Origin of the sequence: Kitasatospora sp. NPDC096077, from assembly GCF_040303245.1 — a bacterium.
Classification (GTDB): Bacteria; Actinomycetota; Actinomycetes; order Streptomycetales; family Streptomycetaceae; genus Kitasatospora.
Genome location: NZ_JBEOSV010000007.1, coordinates 25742 through 45138, shown reverse-complemented (window position 1 = coordinate 45138; position 19397 = coordinate 25742). Strand labels below are relative to the sequence as shown.

The window sequence follows — 19397 nt, the reverse complement described above, 5'->3', positions numbered from 1 at the left end:
AAAAATATGCGCCGTTCGCGCGGCCCGGCGCGGCGCTGCCGGCTCCCAGGTTCAGGCTGCTGTGTCACCGGGCATCCTGTCGGCCGGGACTGACAATCCGCCGGCCGCACCGGGGCGGTCCCAGCCGCTCTGAATCACCCGGCCCGGACGCGCGAACCGCACCGCCACCTGCGCCAGGGAGGCAGACAACTCACCGGAGCAGCCCGACCAGCCCCGAAACCCGGGAGAGCCGCGATGGCAGTAGAGCTCGTCTACGAGACACACGCCACCACCACCGACAACGAGGCCGGCATCGCCACCGGTTGGCTCCCCGGCCGACTCTCGGAACTCGGCCGCCGCCAGGCCGCGGAACTCGGTGAACGCCGACGTGCCGGAGGCTTCGCCGCGGTGTACACCTCCGACCTCCACCGAGCCGTGGAGACGGCCCGGATCGCGTTCCCCGACGGCACGCCCCCGATCCACCAGGACGTCGGACTGCGCGAGTGCGACTACGGCGAGCTCAACGGAGCCCCCGTCCCGCGCATTGCCGCCCAGCGGGCTCGCCGCGTCGACGAGCCCTTCCCCGGCGGTCAGAGCTACCGCCAGGTCCTCGTGGCCACCGACCTGTTCCTCCACGACCTGGCCGCGCGCTGGAACGGCCGCCGGATCCTGGTGATCGCCCACTCGGCCAACCGGTGGGCCCTGGACTGCCTGCTCACCGGCGCCTCCATGGAGGACCTCGTCGAAGCCCCACCTGCCTGGCGCCCGGGCTGGCACTACGTGCTCCCCGCGGGCTGGAGGCCGTCGGCGCGGTGACCCCGGTCCCCGGTCCTCGGTCACAGCACCAGCTGCGGGGGACGTGACCTGGGACAAGATCAGCGAGTTGTCACCGTCCTGCTACGGGCGCCGGAGCGGGGAACCCCGTTCGCGCGGGGTGACGTCATCGGCTTTGTAGAACGGGCAGATGAGAGCAGGGAGTGGTCGGCGATGGACTTCAAGGCGCGCGTGGGGAAGCTGGGCAACCGTTCGCGGGTGGCTGTCGCCATCGGGGTGGTCGTCGTGGCGGCGAGCGCCTGGGTGGTTCCGACGATCACCGCGTCGACCGCCGCTCCCCGTCAGGGTGTTGTCGCCGAGCCGACGGCGAAGGCCGGGGACCAGGAGGGCACCCAGGGCAACGGCGGTGGCGGTGCGCAGCAGGCGGGTGGCGTGCCGGAGACCATAGCCCACGCCTCCGAGGCCGGCGGCAATGCCGTCAACATCACCATCGACGACGGCCCCGACCCGGTCTGGACGCCGAAGGTGCTGGACGTGCTCAAGCAGTACGGCGTGAAGGCGACGTTCTGCATGATCGGGCCGCAGGCCAAGGCCCACCCCGACCTGGTCAAGCAGGTCGTGGCGGCCGGCCACCGGCTCTGCGACCACACCGTGGACCACGACACCACCATGGACAAGAAGCCGGTCGCCTACCAGGAGAAGGAGATCCTGGACGCGAAGAAGATGATCGAGGACGCCGCGGGCGGCGCCCAGGTGCTGTACTACCGGGCTCCCGGCGGCTCCTTCACCCCAGACAGCCGGCGCATCGCCGCCGCGAACGGCATGCGGCCGCTCGGCTGGAACATCGACTCGAAGGACTTCGAGAAGCCCGGCACGGCCGCCATCGTCGAAACCGTCAAGAAGGAGATCGGCAACGGTCCGACCATCCTGTTCCACGACGGCGGCGGCAACCGTCAGCAGACCGTCGAGGCCCTGGGCCAGGTGCTCGGCTGGCTGAAGGCCCAGGGCCGCCCCACCAGCTTCCCGGTCCAGACCACCCCCTGACGGGCGGTACCGAGTGACGGGCGGTACCGACTGACGGACGCGTGTCGGGGGGTACTCGCGGATCAGCGGATCAGGGGTGGTGTGAGCCGTTGTCAGTGGGGCTTGGCAGGATGTTCCGCATGCTCGCCATCCGCCCTGACCAGCGCCGCGACGACCGGCCCGTCCCGCTCCGTCCCCCCGACGTCCGCGGGGCCTTCGAGGTGCACCTGACCGTGGGGCCGGGCGCCGCCGAGGCGCTGGCCGCGTGGGCCGCCGGTCACGGTCAGGGGCACGGCCACGATGACGACCACGGCCCGAGGCTCAAGTTCACCCACATCCTGCTGGACCGCGGTGCGTCGCCCTCGCAGCCGATGCTCACCCTGCGCGCCGACGGCACGCTGGCGGAGGCCGCCGCCGTGACCGCCCGGGTCGGTGCCCGGCTCGGCCGGGCCGGGTTCACCGTCCTGCGGGCCAAGATCGAGGCCACGCCGTGGGCGGAGGGCGTACCGGTCTCGGACGAGGACGCCGTGTCGCACGGGGCCGGCCGGTACTTCGAGCACCACGTCAAGCTGCTGCTGCCCGCCCCGGCTCCGACCCCGTCCAACGTTCCCGGGGCCGACCCCGCCCGCCTGGCCGAGCTCACCGAACTGGCCGTCCGGCACGGTGCGCACCTGTCGCGCAACCCCCGCCGGGTGCGCGCGGACGGCCGGCGCGAGTGGTTCGTGACCCAGCGCTGCCGCCTGGTCGGCCTGGACACCGCGGGCCGCCGGCTGGCGGAACTGCTGCGGGACCTCGCCGCGGACGGTCGCGAAATCACCTCGGTGGAGCGCGAGTTCGTGGTGGTGGACAGCGACGGGACGCTGGACGCCGGATGGATCACCGAGCACGGGCACACCCCCGGGCCGTACGGATGCGGAGAGGTGGAGCCGATATGACCGAGGACCAGCCCCAGCCCCAGCTGGCCGTGGCGTGGGAGGACCTCCGCTTCGGGCCGTGGCGGGGCGTCCTGCTGCCCAAGCAGCCGCCGCCGGAGGACGTCCGCGAGGACCGGGACCTGCCCCGGAGCATCCGGCCGATCGACGACGCGACGGTGACCCAGCAGCCGGTCTTCGACCCCGCCCTCGCCGGGTACGCCCGTGCCCTCCGCCCCAGCGAACCCGCCTTCACCGACCCCCGGCTCGCCGAACGCTGGCTCGCCGCACGGCGCGAGGCGCTGAACACGGTGCTGTCCGCGGTCGCCGGCTCGCCGTGGGCCGAGCACCTGGTGCTGCGCGGGAGCGTCCTGCTGCGCGCCTGGTACGGCGAGCAGGCGCGTGAGCCGGGCGACCTGGACTTCGTGGTCCGCCCGGTCGAATGGACCCTGGAGGACGAGCGCACCGACCGCATGCTGCAGGAGCTCGCCGCAGCCGCCGAACGCCTCTCGGGCGACGCCGACGGCAACGCCGACGGCAACGAGGTGCGGCTGCACGCGGACCAGGCGGTCACCGACGAGATCTGGACGTACGGCAGGGTCCCCGGACGCAGGCTCGTCCTGCCCTGGTCGGCACCGGGCCTGCCGGGCGTCCCGGGCGGCACCGTCCAGCTCGACTTCGTCTTCACCGAACACCTGCCCGTCCCACCCGAATCATGCCGACTCCCGGGCGTCACCGGGCCGTTGCTCGCCGCGACGCCGCAACTCTCGCTCGCCTGGAAGATCCTCTGGCTGGTCTCCGACGACCACCCGCAGGGCAAGGACCTCTACGACGCGCTCCTGCTCTCGCGCACCGCCGAGGTCCCCTACGACCTGCTGCGCCAGGTCTTCGTCCAGTCCGAGGAGTACTTCGCCTGGCAGCCGGTGCTCCAGCAGCAGATCGCCGGGCTCTGGGCCGACTGGGACGAATTCGCCAAGGACCAACCGCAGTTCGCCGAGCCCGTCGAGGAGTACCCGGCCCGGCTCCTCGCCGCGCTGCACCCGACCTTCGCGGACCACGGCGAGTACGCCCTGCGCGCCCAGTGGCTGGCCCCGCTGATCGAGGACCTGCGGGACGTGCTGGCGAAGGAGGGCATGGCCGCGGTCCAGCAGTGGATGTCCCTGCGCCACATGGTCCCGGACAACACCCTCGTGATCACCCGCGAACTGCTGGACGGCGACCTCGACGGCGCCCGCCGCACCGTCGCCGACCAGCCCGGTACCCGGCCGGCCCGGATGGCCTGGGCGGCCTGCAAGCTGGCGGAAGCCGCCGCGCGCTACGCCGACGAACTCGCCGACGAACTCGCCGACGAACTTGAGGGCAACGGCCCGGAGGGCGTCGACACCTGAGAACCCACCGCCCAAATCCGGTGGCACCGCCCTCCGGCCGGTGACTACGGTCTCGGCATGACCTTCCAGAACGAGTACCCGCCCCGGCCCGGTCTGGTTGCCATGCTCGCAGACCAGACCGCCGCCTGCGCCCCGGCCCGCGAAGCCCTGCTGGCCGGCGGCGAGCTGAAGCTGTTCGGCCGCGCGGTGCCCGACTGGATGGTGCGCGGCATCACCTTCAGCCGGCTCCAGCACGCACGACGAATCGGCCTGGTCACCGTCGGCCTCGACGAGTCGGTCGAGATCCTCTCCCGACACCGCGACGTACCGCTCCGCACCGTCCTCCTCGACGCGCCGGACCGGTCCTGGTTCTTCACCCTCTACTTCAATGCCACCGCCACCGAACTGCTCGCCTGTAGCGCTGTCAAGAACCAGCCACCGACCCGGAAGCCCACCCGGCGGCCCGGCCCGTAGCGGCCGCAGCTCCTTCCTCCGCGTTCACGCTCCGCCGCCGGACGAATTCCATGCGACAGGGGAGCGGCGCTCGTGGACGATGGGCGGTCAACGGCGGCGGTCAATGGCGGCCGGTGGCGAGTGAAGGACGCGAAGCTGGACGGGGTGGCGATGGTGGGGATGTCCCTGGCGGCACTGGACGCCGTGGTGTGGGACGGGCTCGCGACAGCGCATCCGTCGCAGCCGGTCGAGGCGGTGCCGCAGGCACTGCGTCAGCTCGCGCTCGCGGGCGCGGAGGCGACCGAGGACGACTGGTACCCGCTGTACTCGCTGATCACCAGGGAGGGCCAGGAGACGCCGACCTGGTCGACCGGGCCCTGGCCTGCACGGAGGAAGCCGGGGACAGCTGATCGCGTGCACGGAGTAAGCCCGGGACGGGTGGTCACGCCGATCAGGAGGTGCGGTGATCCGCCCGGTCCTCGGGCAGCCGCAGCCTCGCCAGGCTCCTCCGGGCCTCCGCGCGGACGCCGGCGTCCGTGTCCGCGGCCAGTTCGTGCAACTGCCGGACCAGCCGGTCCGCGCCCTCGGTCGTCATCCACTCGGGATCGCAGTCCAGGGCGGCGGCGAGTTCGTCGATCGTGCTGCAGTCGTCGTCGTCACCCTCGGCGGCGCGGCTGCAGGCCAGCAGGACACAGCGCAGGCCGGCCGTGTCCCGGCGTTGGAGCAGGGCCTCTGCCGTCTCCTGGGTGACCGCGGTGTCATGGACATCCACGAGGAGACGGTGGAGGACGTCCGCGACCTCCTCGATGCCCGTCGAGGCGGCGAGCTGCCGCCCGGCCGCGGCGCGAACGGACCAGGCCGGTGCGTCGGCGTTCCGGATCGCGGTGCTCAGGTCTCGGTCGTCGAAGGGCGCCATGCTCCCAGCCTGCCAGGGAACCGCCGCGCTGGTCACTGCCGCCCCGGTCACCGCCGCCCCGGTCACCGCGGTCCCGGGTACCGCCGCCCCGGGTACCGGCCGCCCCGGTCACCGCCGGTCGACGGCCCGGACGGGCTTGGCGCGCAGCGCCTGACGGCTCCAGTAGCCGGTGGTCCGCTCCAGCCACTCGACCGCGTAGCGGACCCGGGCGGCCACGTTCTCCTCGGGCTCCTGGTCCAGGACCGCGTGGGCGATCGGTTCCAGGCCCAGGGTGAGTGCCCGGATCTCGGCCCGGCGCCGCAGCTCCCAGTCGGTGCCGAGGAGGCGGGGATGCCACGTCTGCGAGAGCAGCCAGGCCGCGTCCAGGGCGGGGTCGAAGTGCTGGGCCGCATCCCAGTCCAGGACGGCGACCAGCCGGCCCGACCCGTCCCAGAGCAGGTTGGAGGCGTCCAGGGCGCCGTGCACCAGGCAGGGCTGCGGCACGTCCAGGCCCTGGGCCTTCTCGACGCGCCGACGGGCCTCGCGACGCCTGGCCCGGGGCAGTCGCGGGATCACCTCATCGAGCATCAGGTCGGCCCAGCCGTCGCCGCCCACGCCTTCGTGCGGAGCGCCGAGGACGTCCGCCAGCGGGCCGCAGTCGACCTCGCGCAGGGTCGCGAGCAGCGCCGTGAGCTGCGCGGTATCGACGCGCAGGTCCGGGCGTACGAAGCGTTTGGCCAGGTAGTGGCCGTGCGTCCAGTTCAGGGCGACGGCGGTGTGTCCGTGGACGACCACCGCCTCGGACAGCGGTTCCGGGACGTCGAACGGCAGGCCCAGTCGCCCCAGGCGGCGCAGCAGCTCGGTCCGGCGCGGCAGCGCCGCGGCGACGGAGGGCCTGCGCGCGATCCGGACCACGGCCCTGCCGAGCAGCCTCAGTTCGTCGTAGGAGTCGGAGGAGCCGTAGGAGGAGCCGCGCACGACGCGCGCCTCGTCCCAGCGCTGCCCCGGCAGCACCGCCTCCGCGACGGCCAGCAGTTTCTCGTCCGGGCGCTCGCCCCTTCCGGTCATCCCGGCAGGGTAGTGCGGGCCGGTGAACGGCGGGTGAGGGCTCTGTTCGTGGCTTCGTTCGTGGACTCGTTCGTGACGTCACTCGTAGCCGCGGGCGCGACGGACGGCGCCGCAACCGACGGCAGCGGTGGTCGCCGGGCGGACGCCGAGCCCGGTGACCACCGTGGGCGGCTCGGGCGGCGGAGCCCCCGTCAGGGGCGGCTCTCACCTGCCGTCGTCCGGTCCCAACCTCGGGATGTCGGCCGGAAAGAGGCTGACCAGCAGGCCGTAGGCCTCCGCGGTCGGACTCTCGCCCGCCCCCAGTTGTGCTGCCCGGACCCCGGTCGTCTGCAGTTCGGCGGCGTGCTCGCGGAGCCGGTCGGCCACCAGGGCGGCCTGCTCGGGGGTGAGCCAGAGGTGGCGGAGCTCGGTGTGTTCGGGCCGGCCGGGCGGTACCGGGCGCATCTCGGCGAGGGCCGAGTTGTAGAGGAAGCCGGCGGCCATCGTCTCGCCCTCCTGGAAGGCGAAGCCCTTGCTGACCAGTCCGAAGTACTGCTCGGTGCCGCCGCGCACCTGGCGGCTCTCGGCGAGCTCGATCAACCCGGCTTCCCGTAGCACTCGTACGTGGTAGCCGAGGGTTCCCTTGGCCATGCCGAGCGCCTCCGCCAACTGCCGCAGGGTGGCGGGGCGTTGGCGCAGCATGTTGACCATGCGGTGGCGCAGCGGGTGGCCGAGGGCCTTGAACTGGGCCGGTGACTGGATGACCAGTGGCGGTGGGCGGTCGTCTTCTGCCATGCCAAAAGTGTCCATAAATCTCAACGCTTTGACAAACGCCGAGCCCGGTGCGAAGAATCTGCCCCGACAAAAGCGTCGACAATTATCGACGCTTGATACGGTCGACCTGAGCTCGACCGCACAGTGCGCTCGACCCCACCACCCGGCGAGAGGAACCACCCATGCCGCTGTCCACCTCCCACGTCACCACCGACCGCCCCGAGCGCTACCTCAAGCAGCTCGTCGACCACCTGGGCCACAAGACCAGCACCACGCTCGACTCCCCGGGGCGCGGCACCGTCACCCTCGACAGCGGCGCGAACTGCGTCCTGACCGCCCGTCCGGGACGGCTGGAACTGATCGCGGCCGCGGCCGACACCGACGCGCTGCACCGGGTCCAGGACGTGGTCGCCCGCCACCTGGTGCGCTTCGCCACCCAGGAGGAGCTCACCGTCGAGTGGGGCGCGCCGGTCGACGGCGCCGAGCTGGAGCCGGTCCACCCGCTGATCGACGGCTACCTGCTCCGGCACTGCACCCCCGCCGACCAGGTGCTCGACGACCTCGCCGAGCGGACCAGGCAGGCCACCGGCCGGGCCGCCGGCATGCAGGTCTCGGCCGACGAGGGCGCGCTGCTCACCATGCTGGTGCGGATGCTGGGAGCGAAGTACGCCGTGGAGGTCGGGGTCTTCACCGGGTACTCCTCCCTCTGCATCGCCCGCGGCCTGGCCGAGGGCGGCCGACTGCTCGCCTGCGACACCAACGCCGAGTGGACCGCCATCGGCCAGGAGCACTGGGAGCGCGCCGGGGTGGCCGACCGGATCGACCTGCGGATCGCCCCCGCCCTCGACACCCTGCGGGCGCTGCCGGACGAGCCGCACATCGACATCGCCTTCATCGACGCGGACAAGCGCAGCTACCCCGCGTACTACGAGGAGATCCTGCGCCGGCTGCGCCCGGGCGGGGTGGTCGTCCTCGACAACGTCCTGCTCGGTGGCCGGTCCCTGGACCCGGCCTACCAGGAGGAGCACGACCTGGCGATGCGCCGGCTGAACGCCTTCATCGCGGCGGACGACCGGGTGGACGCGGTGATGCTGCCGGTCCGCGACGGGGTGACGCTGGCGCGCAAGCGGTGAGCCGCCGACCGTGCCCGGCTACCGACGCGCCCCCTGCGTCCGCGTGACGGCGAGTCGGACATCGCCGAAGTAGGCCAGGTCCCAGGCCGCGACGGCGGTGGTGCCCGGCAGGCCGGGCCCTCCGGAGGAGATGCCGGGCCGGTCCCACGGCCGGTCCAGGTACGGCGACCAGAGGTGCGCACGGAGCCGGGGGTCGCGGACCGGGGCGAGCAGGCGGTCGCGTTCCTCCGCCGCCTCGGTCGACAGTTCCCGCTCGGCGCTCGGGAACAGGTCCGGCGGAAGCGCCAGGACCGCTGCCTCGTCGGGGCCGGGCCGCAGCCCGTCGGGGCCCTGCTTCGCGCGGATCGCGGTCAGCAGTGCGTCCCGGAGGGTGCCGTCGGTGACGACGCGGAAGGAGACGCCGACCGTGAAGGCGTCGTCGTCGAGACCGGCCACGACGTCGGTGGGCCCCAGGCCGTGTTCGGTGAGGACGGTGGCCAACTCCTCGCCGGTGACGGTGCGGCACGCCTCGGCGACCAGGTTGGAGTCGGGTCGTGCGCCGAACGCCAGGGAGAGGGCCGATTCCGCGGTGAAGTCGAAGGCGAAGACGGACCGGGCGAGGTCCAGGCTCCAGTCGAGGGCGAGGCAGATCCGCAGCAGCGCGGGTCGGTCGCCGTCGTCGCCCGGCCCCCACGTCCGCCTCAGCGCGTCGGCGGCAGCGATGTCGGCGGCGGCAGCGGTGTTGGCGTCGATGTCGGCGTCGGCGAGCGTCTCCCAGAGCCATTGCTCGACGAGCGCCTTGTTGGCGTAGTACAGGGTGTACTCGGCGTCGGGGTCGAAGCTGTCCGCCGGCCGGCCCAGCAGCACGGAGAACGCTGCCGTCAGATCCTGCTCCCAGAGATCGGTCATCCGATGATCCTAGTGGGGTGGCGCTCGGGTCCGGACGCCTCGTCGATCTCGCAAGTTCCCCTTCCCGGGGGCGAGTTCGGAGGCGGCCGCCAGGGTCGACCCGGGCGCCCGGGCACCGTGCGGTCGGCGGATTCCCGCCCGGTCTCATCCGCCTGGCCGGATGGCCCGCGTCACTCCTTCCCGAGTGCCTCCAGCAGCTGCGGCAGGTTGCCGCCGGCCTGGGCGATGGTCAGGTGGTCGTGGAAGTCCCGGCTGCTGACGATCAGGCCGTCACGGACACGCAGCACCTGGATGTTGGCGGAGCTGTAGGTCTGCCCGGTCGCCGGCTGAGTCACCTGGTACTCCCACTCGCTGACGATCACCTCCGGGTCGTCGGTCTCCCGGGTCACCACGTTCTTCGGGGTCAGCTCCACCGACAGGCTCGTGCCGAGCTCCTGGAACCGCTCCCTGAGCACGGACCGTCCTTCGAGCCGACGCGGTCCGACCGGCGCGAACGCGATCTCCACCACGGCGTCCTCGGCGTAGAGGTCCGCGAGCTCCGCGAACCGCCCGGCACAGATGCCGTCGACCAGCTTCGTGAAGACCTCACGAGGCGACAGTGTTTGGGACATGATCAACCCCCAACGGGATTCGTCGCTAGAATCGGACTAGCGAATCCGTTTACGACGATACGGACTAGCCACTCCGGTTGTCCAGGGTGGCTCGGGAACCAACAGGAAAGGGTGGGAGTCGATGAGCGGCACCCCGGAACGCCCGCTGCGGGCCGACGCGGCCCGCAACCGGGCCAGGCTGCTGGACACCGCGACGGAGGTGTTCGCCACCCGAGGCATCGGCGTGCCGACCGAGGAGATCGCCCGAGCCGCCGGGGTCGGCGTCGGCACGCTCTTCCGGCACTTCCCGACCAAGGAGGCACTGCTCGAAGCTGTGCTGGTGCGCAAACTCGAAACGATCGCCGTCCGGGCCGCACAGCTGCCCGCCGAGACCGCGCCCGCCGAGGCGTTCTTCGACTGCCTCCGCCTGGTGGTCGAACAGTCCGCCGGCAAGACCGAGTTCGCCCAGGCACTCGCCGCCGCCGGAGTCGACGCGCACGCGACCCTGCGGGAGGCCACCACAGCGATCCGGGCCCGACTGTCGGAACTGCTGGCCGGGGCGCAGCGCGCCGGGGCGGTCCGCCCGGACCTCGGCCCGCCGGAGCTCATCGCCCTGCTGATCGGCACGACCACGGCGATGGAACACCTCGGCGACGACGCGTCGGCCCGGGAACGCGTCTTCGCGGTGCTCTTCGACGGCCTGCGCCCGCCCGGTGGGATCCGCGCATGACGGACCGGTCGCTTCCCACCCACGCCTACGGCCGGGTCGTCATGGCCAACTCGCTCCCGTCGCACCGGTGTTCAGGCTGCGGGCGCGGGAGGCCGTGCCGCCGTTCGTAATCGCATTGTTCGGCCCCGGTCGAACGCCTATTCTCAGGTCCGACGACGTGTAGCTCAGCAGCAGAGCACCGGGCTGCTATCCCGGAGGGCGCAGGGGCAGCACCTGCCACGTCGGCTTATGGACGATGACGCTGGGCAGCAGCACTCCTCCGGAGCCGGGACGACCCCAACGACCGCCGCATCCGTCGGCACCGTGGCATTCATCGGCACCGCCGCGTCCGCCGGCTACCCGCAGCGGCAGCTCGCCCGGGCGCTCCTGACCTCGGCGGCCCACGCCGACGCCGGCACCCGGCGCCGCGCCGAGGCCCGGGCGGACCGCTGGCGCGCCACCCTCGCCGGCATGGCCGACGGCCGCCTGACCATCGGTTCCCGCACCCCGGTGGCCGCACTGCCCGCCTGGGTGACCCCCGAGGTCCTGCGCGGCGGCTACGCCACCGGCGCCGCCGGTGCCGAGGGCCCGCTCCAGCCGTACGAACGCGAGGCCGCCGCCCGGGCCGGGGTGCCCGCCGCGCGCGGGGCGCTGTTCGCCCACAGCCTCACCGAAGCCGGCCTCTCCCGACTGCACGAGCTGCTCGACAGCGGCTGCTACGACATCGAACTGCCCGAGGAGGCGGCACTGTTGACCGTCGCCTGGCTGGTCCGGGCCGGCGACACCGCCGCCGCACTGGAGCTCCTCGACACCCTCGAACCCTTCGCCGACCGGCTGCGCTTCACCCCCCGCCCCGCCGACCGGCCCGCACCGGACGCCGAGGCGCTGCACCGCCGTACGGTCGGCGACGCGGTCACCTCCCTCGCGCACCGGCGGCCCAACCCGGCCGTGGAGGCCCAGCAGGAGGCCCTCACCGTCTGGCAGCCGTTCGCCGACCGGCTGCTCGCCCACTGGCTGGAGACCGCCGGGGACGGGCAGCGGGTGCTGGAGCGCGAGCCCGACGCCGACTGGCTGGAACGCGGCGCCGCACTGCTGCGCCGGTACCGCGAACTCGCCGACGCCCACACCCGCTGCACCAAGCACCGCAAGCCGAAGGAGAACCTCGCCATCCTGCGCGGCGCCCTCGACGAGGTCGTCGCCGGCCGGCCCCTGGACGCCCGCCGCCTCGGCCTGCTGCGCCACGCGGTGGAGTCCATGACGCGCCGTCGCGGCCGGCCGGGCTCGCAGCGGCACACCGAACTCCGCACCCGGCAGGCCGTCCAGGCGGCCCGGCCCACCCACCACGCGCTCGCCCAGCTGGTCCTGCGCCGGCTCGCCGTCCTGCCCCAGGACACCGGCACACCGGACGTGCGACCGCTCACCGCCGCCGTCTCCGGGCCGGAGGCCGAGGAGACCGGCCTGCCCGCCGGCACCCCCGTACCCGCGACCATCGGCCGGGTCGTCGAGGCCGCGCTGAGCGCCCCGATCGCCACCCTCGTCGAACGCGGCGTCGTCCCCTCGGCCGAGGCCCTCGCCGAACTGGTCCCCCAACTGGTCGCCGCCACCACCGCCCGGAGCCACCCGGACCCGGCCCTGCGCACCCTGGTCGCCGCCAACCACCGGGCCTTCGGCAACCGCCGCTCACTGCTGCTGACCGACCTCACGAGCCAGGTCCGGGTCGACGAACTGCCCTGGGTACGGGCCGTGGTGGCGCACCGCGCCGACGAGGACGGCCGGGAACCGGCCCGCCTCGCGCTGCGCCGCCTCGGCGAACTGGCCGTCCAGGCCTTCCCGGGCACCCTCCTGCCGAACCCGCTGGTCCGCGAACTCGCCGTCCTGGCCCGCCAGTCGGGCGTCGACGCCCCGTTCGTCGAGGAACTGGCGGCGGACATCTTCCAGGGCACCTTCAGCCCGAAGTTCCTCGCCGCGGCCCGCATCGCGGCCGACCTGCTCGGCGGCACCCTGTACGAGCGCTACTACGGCATCGACTACGCCGCCGTGCTCGACCTCGCGGAGACGGAGTCGAGCGGGGTCCTGGCGCGCATCCGCCGCCCCCGTACGTCCAAGGGGTTCGCCGAACTGTGCGTCCGGCGCGCCGAGGTGGGCCGGGGCCGGTCCGTCGCCGCCAACGGCACGGTCGTCGAGCAGGCCCAGATCCTCACCACCCACAACCTCGCCACCCTGGTCACCCGGGCCGGCATCCACCCCGCGCCCGGCTGGGACGACCTCGCCCTGCGCAGCTTCACCACCGTCTGCCGGACGACGGCCCGGATCCACGGCAACCCGTACCCGGTGACCGCCGTCAAGGACGCGGCCTACGCCTGGCGCCAGATGCTCTTCCAGCTCTCCCTGTGCGACCCCGCCACCCGCACCCGGACCCTCGCCCGCCTGGACGAGGAGGCCGCCCGTCAGCCCGGCCACGTCACGTCCCGCCTCGCCCCCGCCCTCACCGGCCTGCGCCAGGCCGCCGCCGGCACCCCGCCGGACGCGGGCACCGGGCGCCTCCTCCTCGGTTGGAGCACCGGGCCGCACTGGCTGGCACGCGACCCCCGCAGCTGACCCCGCCGACCGTCGTCAGGACGGTCGGTCCGGGGCCGGGCGCGGGTGCCGGCCGATGGGCAGCAGCCACCCGGCGCCGGTGTGAACGGGCTGTCCGGGCGGCACGGCCCGCGGGGTGCCGCGGTAGCTGAGGTACATGCCGGTCAGCACGGTGACCTTGGCCCGCAGCAGCCAGGGGTCGAAGGGCTTGACGATGAAGTCGACCGCCCCGGCGTCGTAGCCGCGCAGCGTGTTCTCCGGATCGGACCCGATCGCGGTGACGAAGATGATCGGGATGTCACGGGTCTGCGCGCGGTTCTTGATCTGGGCCGCGGTCTCGTAGCCGTCCATGCCGGGCATCTGCACGTCCAGGACGATGACGGCGATGTCGCGGTGCCGGAGCAGCGCCTTCAGGGCCTCCGGGCCGGAGGCGACGGCCAGGACGTCCCAGTCGGCGGCCCCGAGGACGGCTTCGAGGGCGACCAGGTTCGAGGGCTGGTCGTCGACGACGAGTACTGCGGGCCTGCCGGTCACGCCCGGAGCGACCGGAGCGACCGAAGCGACCGAACCGACCGAAGCGACCGAACCGGCCGGGTCGGCCGGGTCGGCCGGGTCGGCCGGGGGAGCCTCGATCCGCAGCGGGTCCTCGCCCGCCTGCTGCTCGGCCACGACCAGCTGGCGTTCCAGCAACTCGCAGCGGGCCTCGGCGGCGAGCTGCCGCCGCAGTGCCTCCCCCAGCTCGGCCTCCAGCCGTGCGACGTCCCGTTCGAGGGCCTGCTTGGCGAGGATCAGCTCCTCGCGGTCGCCGCCGTACCGGGCGATCTCGTCCGCACGGGCGCGCTCCCTGGCCCAGTCGCCCTCCAACTGGTGGAGACGGAGCTCCAGATCAGCGATGCGGTGGTTGCGGTCGAGCAGGGCGTCGCCCAGGACGTCGCTGTGCGCCGCGGAGCGCCGCGAGAGCCGGTCGGCCTCGGCCAGCTGGAACTGCAGCTGCTGAACGGCGTGGCCGACCGAGGCACTGGTCTGCTGCGCGGCCGCGTGCAGGGAGCGGAGGAGCCGGACCGTCTCCGGGGTGGCGACGCTGCCGCGGTCGGCGCCCACGTCGGTGAGCAGGTCCTGGACGAACTGCCAGGAGGGGATGCGCTGTCCGGACAGGTAGCGCGAGAGCGCCCCCGGGCTCAGGTGCCGGCGCGAACTGTACCGGCGCACCGACACCGTGGGCCGCAGCCCCGCGAACAGGCTGCGCAGCGCCTCCGCGAAGGCGCGGCACTCCCGGTTCAGTTCGGGGCTCAGCGGTTGCAGGCCTCCCACTCGGTCACCCCCGGTGTCTCATCGGCCTCCACCGAGGCCACCATCCTCGCAGCGACGGGACGGTGGCGGCCCGGGCGCCCGCAGGGCCCGGGCCGCGCAGCCGTCAGGAAGCGGACTCGTTCTCGGCGGCCCCCTGTTCGGAGCCGCCGACGAGCCGGTTGACGAACGGAACGCCGACGCCGAAGGCGCCGACCCCGTACAGGACGCACTGGGCCGGGTGCACGCCCCCCGCGGCAGCCAGGACACCCGCACCGATCCCCGTGAGCACGCCGATCAGCAGCACGAGAGCCGCCCTGGTCGACAGCAGCGCACGCTGCACCGTGAACCTCCTCGATCCGTGGCGGTCCTCGCCCGGCCACGACCTGCCCGCCAGCCGAACCGAACCGACGGTGCGTCACAGCATGGGACGCCCGGCCACCGTTGCGCCCCTGTTTCCGGGCCGGAGACACCGATCGGCAACACCGGCCGTCGTCACGCCGGGGCCCACGGGGTGTCGACCGAGGCCCGCCCGCCGTCCGGTAGATTCGGCGGCCAGCTGATCGGTACACGCAGCGGCCGCGGGCCGCGGGTTCGACACGGGGGCGTGGGATGCGGGGCGGACAGGGGCGGGACGGGCGGGTGGGGGACCTGCTGGAGTGCTGGCGGGCCATCGAGTTGTTCAGTCCGCCGACGATCCCGGAGGTTCCCCGCAGGCGCCGTGCGGGTAGGCCGCGTGCCTCCGACACGCCGGTCGTGGACATCACGCCGACCGCGGGCCAGGCCGCGCCGCTGCTGCCGTGGGACGCGGCGCACCCGGAGACCGCGGCCCGCCTGGCGCCGCGCGGGATGGTGTGGCGGCACGAGGTGTACGGCGGTGTGTTCGACCTGGAGCTACTGCGCCGGGCGATGATCGCGGTGCTGCCCGAGGGCACCGAGCCGGATCCCGGGGTGCCGCAGGAGGAACTGGAGCTGTCGGGGCGGAGCGCGGTGTTCGCGCTGGTCCTGGACGAGCACGGGCGTCCGGTGGAGGGGACGTCGGTGGTGTCGGCGTGCGCCTGGGCGACGGGACGTCTGTTCGATCCGGGGCCGTCGGCGCCGGGCTGGCTGGACGGCTTCGAGGAACTGGGCGAGGCCTTCGAGGTGGCGGTGGGACAACTGGCCGCCGCGCCGATCGTGTACACCGCCGGGAGCCGTCCCGCACCGGGCCCGTACGGCCTGCCCGTGTTCCGGTCCGCGGGTCCGGCGCCCGGACCCGCGGAGGCGGCGGGCCGGGGCTGGCAGCAGGTGCTCGCCGAGGTCCTGGGCGGCGCCGCGGTGGCGGCGGTCGGCGCGCTGTTCGGCGAGGTCGCGGGCGCGGCCGTCCAGGGAGCGACGGAGCCGCTGGTACGGCGGGTCGCGGACTGGGTGGCGGCCCGCCGCCCGGCATCGGACGGCGCCACGGGCGGCAGCACGCCCACCGAGGGCCATGCGTCCCCCGAGGGCCACACGCCCGCCGAGGCCGCCGATCCGGTCGGGCCGGCCGAGTCCACCGCTGCCACGGGCGGCGCACCGCCGTCCGCCGAAGCCCCCGGCATCCGCCCGGTCGCGCTCGCCGACCTCGTCGCGCTGACCGCCCAGATCGCCGACCTCTGTGGCGTCCAGCACCGCCTCGACCCCCGCGTGATCCGCGTCCGCAGCCACCTCGTCCGCGTCCCGCGCGCCCCCGGGGCCAAGCCCGCCGCCACCCAGCCGTTCCTCAACAGCCTGCTGCCGCCCGACCTCGCCCGGGTCCGCGACTCCCTCACCGAGGGCGGCGCCGGCCTCGGCCCGGCCCTGGACGCCTATCTGACCCCGCGGAGCGGAATCGCCGTCCACGCCCGCACCGACCTGCGCGAGGACCGCCGTACCGTCCTCGACGGCGTGGCCCCCGCCCTGGTGCCCGCCGGCCGGTGGCCCGCCAAGGCACGGTACCCGCTGGCGCTCAGCCAGCAGTTCGCCGTCAACCGGATGCTGGCCGACCGCGAGGGCACCGACGGCGGCCTGTTCTCCGTCAACGGCCCGCCCGGCACCGGCAAGACCACCATGCTGCGCGACCTGGTCGCCGCCCTCGTGGTCGAGCGGGCCGCGGTGATGGCCTCCTACCAGCGGCCCGAGGACGCCTTCGTGGGTCGCGCCTGGCAGGGCAGGGACCGCCAGGGACGCCACAAGCGCTACGTCGCCGCCCTCGATCCCCGGCTCACCGGCTACGAGATCGTGGTCACCTCCTCCAACAACGGCGCCGTGGAGAACGTCACCGCCGAACTGCCCGGCGCTGCCGCGCTCGACGAGCACTGGCACGGCGGCCCCGACCACTTCTCCGACCTCGCCTCCGCCCTCCTCGACAGCACGCCCGCCTGGGGCCTGGTCGCCGCCGTACTCGGCAACAAGGCCAACCGGACGAAGTTCGGCCAGCGCTTCTGGTGGGGCAGCCTGCCGGAGAAGGAGGCCGACGCGCGCACCGCCGCCGGGCTCCCGCCGCTGCGCGGCATGAACGAGATCCTGGGCGACTGGATCCCGCCCCGCGCCCCGACACCGCCCCGCGCCCCGAAACCGCCTCGTGGCTCGCAGTCGCCCCGGGTCGCACAACCGCCGCGAGCTCCGCAGGCCGCCCGCACCGCCCCGCCCGAAGAGGTCCAGGTCAGCGCCGGCCCCGCCCGGCCCGTCCCCTCGTGGCACGACGCCGTCCACGCCTTCAAGGCCGCCCGGACCGAAGTCGAACGCCTGCGCACCGAACGCGCCCGCCTCGCCGTCGTCCTGGCCGACACCGAGTCCGGCCGCGACCGGCGGCACGTCGACGCCCTGCACACCGCCGTCGCCCAGGCCGAGCGACGCCTCGTGGCCGCCGAGGCCCGGCACACCGAGGCCACCACGGCCGCCGTCGCCGCCGGATCCGCCGCCGTGACCGCCGAAGCCGCCCAGCAGGTCGCCGCCCGGCGGGTACCGGCGGCCCACGAAGCCCTCGCGGGCGCCCGCGCCGACCTGGCGGCCGCCCGCGAACGCGCCCACCACCACCGCCAGTACGTGGACGCCCTGACCGCCCGGCACGAAGCGCCCCCGACCACCGAACCCGGCCTGCGCGCGGGCCTTCGCCGACTGCTCCAGAGCACCGCCGAACGCCAGGCCGCCGAACAGCAGCAGGAACGCACCCAGGCGGAGATCCTCGACCTGCTCGTCCAGCAGCGCACCGCCCTGGAGGACGCCTTCGACCACATCGCCCGCCGCGCCCACGCCGAGGAACTCGCCGCCCACCGGCACACCGACTCCACCGCCGAGCTCGCCCGGGCCGGCGCTGCCCTCACCCGCGCCCACACCCACGAGGACGCCGCCCGCTCCGCCGAGTCCGCCGCCCACGAGGCCGTCCAGCAGGCCCGGCGCGAGGCCGTCGCCGCCCGACGCGACCTGGCCACCGCCACCGCCGGCCTCGACGCCGCCCACCGCGAGCTCCGTCAGGCCGCCACCGCCCTCCCCGGCCTGCCCCTCGACTGGGCCCAACTCGACGACCACAAGCAGGAGTTGGGATCCCCGTGGTCCGACGAGGCCTGGTGCACCGCCCGCAGCGACCTGTTCCTGCGCGCCCTCGACCTGCACCGCGCCTTCGTCGCCAACAACGCGCTGCGGATCCGCGGCACCCTCCAGGTCCTGATGGACCTCATGGCCGGCACCAGCGGCCCCGTCCCCGACGAACAGGTCGCCCAGGCCTGGCAGACCCTCTTCCTCCTCGTCCCGGTCGTCTCCACCACCTTCTCCTCCATCGGCAGCATGTTCGCCCGCCTCGGCCGGGGCAGCATCGGCTGGATCCTCGTGGACGAAGCCGGCCAGGCCACCCCGCAGGCCGCCGTCGGCGCGCTCTGGCGTGCCCGCCGCGCCGTCCTCGTCGGCGACCCCCTCCAGCTGGAACCCGTCGTCACCATGCCCACCGCCCTGCAGCGCCGCCTCCTGCTCGCCCACGGCGTCGACGAGGAGTGGCTCCCCTCCGCCACCTCCGCCCAGGCCGTCGCCGACCGCCTCAACCGCTACGGCACGTACCTGCCCGACCCCACCGGCAGTGACGACGAGGAGGTCTGGGTCGGCTCACCCCTGCGCGTCCACCGCCGCTGCGAGGACCCCATGTTCACCGTCAGCAACGAGATCGCCTACGACGGCCTCATGGTCCACGGCACCCACCCCCAACCCTTCCCGGACGTCGACCGCGACGGCCTGCTGCCCAGCCGCTGGCTCGACACCCCCGACCCCACCCGCAACGGCGACGACCCCTGGGGCGAACGCGACCGCGGTGCCCTCGAGTTCGTCCTGCGCAGCCTCCACCGGCACGGCGTCACCCCCGAGAGCGTGCGCATCATCGCGCCGTTCCGCGCCCTCGTCCGCGAGGCCCGCGAAACCTGCCGCACCCTCCCCGGCTGGACCTTCGACGTCCTGGAGGAGCGCTGCGCGACCGTCCACAAGGCCCAGGGCAAGGAGGCCGACGTCGTCGTCCTGCTGCTCGGCGCGGGCCGCCGCGGCGCCCGCGAATGGGCCGCCCGCACCCCGCACCTGCTCAACGTCGCGGCCAGCCGTGCCAAGCGCCGCCTCTACGTCGTCGGCGACCGCGCCCTGTGGGCCCCACTGCCGCACTTCGACGTCCTCGCCGCCGAACTGCCCGTCTACCACCACGTCGAGGACCGCAGCATCTGGCCCCGGGACAGCCCCGAACCGTCGGAGCGGCCCGCGCAGTGAGACGGCGACGACGCCTCGCTCGGCTCCTGGAGGTCCGCCACCGGCAACCGGTCCGGCATCCCGGACGCCGCCAAGGACAGCTACCTGGTGCGCGGGCTCACCGCCGCGGCCGGGTCGCCGGCGTTCGCCGAACTGGTGGCCCGGCGCGACGTGTTCACCATCGAGCGGCTGCGCGCGGCCGGCGCGATCTGCCCGGGGCTGACGAACATGCCGCCGACGGCCGACGGCGGCATGCAACGCGGCCTCTACGGACGCG

At 74.0% G+C, this 19397-nt stretch carries 16 protein-coding genes, 1 tRNA gene and 1 pseudogene; 11 read left to right on the top strand and 7 right to left on the bottom strand.

The features are described from left to right. Nucleotides 1–234 precede the first annotated feature (234 nt). The 5 genes from ABTZ03_RS09415 (at nucleotide 235) to ABTZ03_RS09395 (ending at nucleotide 4528) form a co-directional block, all read left to right on the top strand. Nucleotides 235–795 (top strand): histidine phosphatase family protein, encoded by a 561-nt coding sequence (locus tag ABTZ03_RS09415; RefSeq protein WP_350512295.1) that lies wholly within the window; start codon nucleotides 235–237, stop codon nucleotides 793–795. 171 nt (nucleotides 796–966) lie between these two features. Continuing rightward, entirely contained in the window at nucleotides 967–1797 is an 831-nt protein-coding gene (locus ABTZ03_RS09410; protein ID WP_350512294.1) for a polysaccharide deacetylase family protein, read from the top strand. 119 nt (nucleotides 1798–1916) lie between these two features. After that, nucleotides 1917–2711 (top strand): hypothetical protein, encoded by a 795-nt coding sequence (locus tag ABTZ03_RS09405; protein ID WP_350512293.1) that lies wholly within the window; start codon nucleotides 1917–1919, stop codon nucleotides 2709–2711. After that, complete coding sequence (locus ABTZ03_RS09400) at nucleotides 2708–4075, top strand: nucleotidyl transferase AbiEii/AbiGii toxin family protein (RefSeq protein ID WP_350512292.1); 1368 nt, start codon at nucleotides 2708–2710, stop codon at nucleotides 4073–4075. Before ABTZ03_RS09405 ends, ABTZ03_RS09400 begins: the two co-directional genes overlap by 4 nt. Nucleotides 4076–4132: 57 nt before the next feature. Beyond that, the gene (locus tag ABTZ03_RS09395) at nucleotides 4133–4528 is read left to right on the top strand and encodes a hypothetical protein (protein ID WP_350512291.1); all 396 of its coding nucleotides are present in this window, start codon (nucleotides 4133–4135) and stop codon (nucleotides 4526–4528) included. A 430-nt stretch (nucleotides 4529–4958) separates the two neighbouring features. On the opposite strand, the gene ABTZ03_RS09390 is transcribed toward ABTZ03_RS09395, so the two are convergent. From ABTZ03_RS09390 to ABTZ03_RS09380, 3 genes are all read right to left on the bottom strand, one after another. Then, a complete protein-coding gene (locus ABTZ03_RS09390) occupies nucleotides 4959–5423 on the bottom strand; it encodes a hypothetical protein (RefSeq protein ID WP_350512290.1) in 465 nt (154 codons plus the stop codon). A 108-nt stretch (nucleotides 5424–5531) separates the two neighbouring features. Continuing rightward, nucleotides 5532–6470, bottom strand: a complete 939-nt coding sequence (locus ABTZ03_RS09385; RefSeq protein ID WP_350512289.1) for a phosphotransferase — start codon at nucleotides 6468–6470, stop codon at nucleotides 5532–5534. A 204-nt stretch (nucleotides 6471–6674) separates the two neighbouring features. Further along, nucleotides 6675–7244 (bottom strand): ArsR/SmtB family transcription factor, encoded by a 570-nt coding sequence (locus ABTZ03_RS09380; RefSeq protein ID WP_350512288.1) that lies wholly within the window; start codon nucleotides 7242–7244, stop codon nucleotides 6675–6677. 161 nt (nucleotides 7245–7405) lie between these two features. On the opposite strand from ABTZ03_RS09380, the gene ABTZ03_RS09375 reads away from it, so the two are divergent. Further along, a complete protein-coding gene (locus tag ABTZ03_RS09375) occupies nucleotides 7406–8356 on the top strand; it encodes a DUF2218 domain-containing protein (RefSeq protein ID WP_350512287.1) in 951 nt (316 codons plus the stop codon). A gap of 18 nt (nucleotides 8357–8374) precedes the next feature. Here ABTZ03_RS09375 and ABTZ03_RS09370 read toward each other — a convergent pair whose 3' ends face one another. Then, nucleotides 8375–9244, bottom strand: coding sequence for a hypothetical protein (locus ABTZ03_RS09370; RefSeq protein ID WP_350512286.1), 870 nt, complete (start codon nucleotides 9242–9244; stop codon nucleotides 8375–8377). Between the two features lie 170 nt (nucleotides 9245–9414). Next, nucleotides 9415–9855 (bottom strand): nuclear transport factor 2 family protein, encoded by a 441-nt coding sequence (locus ABTZ03_RS09365; RefSeq protein ID WP_350512285.1) that lies wholly within the window; start codon nucleotides 9853–9855, stop codon nucleotides 9415–9417. A 121-nt stretch (nucleotides 9856–9976) separates the two neighbouring features. Between ABTZ03_RS09365 and ABTZ03_RS09360 the strand changes: the two genes are divergently transcribed. From ABTZ03_RS09360 to ABTZ03_RS09350, 3 genes are all read left to right on the top strand, one after another. Next, nucleotides 9977–10564, top strand: coding sequence for a TetR/AcrR family transcriptional regulator (locus ABTZ03_RS09360; RefSeq protein ID WP_350512284.1), 588 nt, complete (start codon nucleotides 9977–9979; stop codon nucleotides 10562–10564). A 153-nt stretch (nucleotides 10565–10717) separates the two neighbouring features. Beyond that, nucleotides 10718–10789, top strand: a tRNA-Ser gene (locus tag ABTZ03_RS09355). A gap of 3 nt (nucleotides 10790–10792) precedes the next feature. Further along, nucleotides 10793–13141, top strand: coding sequence for a hypothetical protein (locus ABTZ03_RS09350; protein ID WP_350512283.1), 2349 nt, complete (start codon nucleotides 10793–10795; stop codon nucleotides 13139–13141). Between the two features lie 15 nt (nucleotides 13142–13156). On the opposite strand, the gene ABTZ03_RS09345 is transcribed toward ABTZ03_RS09350, so the two are convergent. Together ABTZ03_RS09345 and ABTZ03_RS09340 are read right to left on the bottom strand one after the other, a co-directional pair. Continuing rightward, nucleotides 13157–14431 carry a response regulator gene (locus ABTZ03_RS09345; RefSeq protein ID WP_350512282.1) on the bottom strand — a complete coding sequence of 425 codons (1275 nt, stop codon included), beginning with the start codon at nucleotides 14429–14431 and terminating at the stop codon, nucleotides 13157–13159. 103 nt (nucleotides 14432–14534) lie between these two features. Then, nucleotides 14535–14750 (bottom strand): hypothetical protein, encoded by a 216-nt coding sequence (locus tag ABTZ03_RS09340; RefSeq protein ID WP_350512281.1) that lies wholly within the window; start codon nucleotides 14748–14750, stop codon nucleotides 14535–14537. Nucleotides 14751–15163: 413 nt separating this feature from the next. Here ABTZ03_RS09340 and ABTZ03_RS09335 point away from each other — a divergent pair, with 413 nt between their 5' ends. Next, the gene (locus tag ABTZ03_RS09335; protein ID WP_350512280.1) at nucleotides 15164–19141 is read left to right on the top strand and encodes an AAA domain-containing protein; all 3978 of its coding nucleotides are present in this window, start codon (nucleotides 15164–15166) and stop codon (nucleotides 19139–19141) included. 87 nt (nucleotides 19142–19228) lie between these two features. Beyond that, nucleotides 19229–19357, top strand: a pseudogene (locus ABTZ03_RS09330) (hypothetical protein); the annotation flags it as partial. Nucleotides 19358–19397 lie beyond the last annotated feature (40 nt).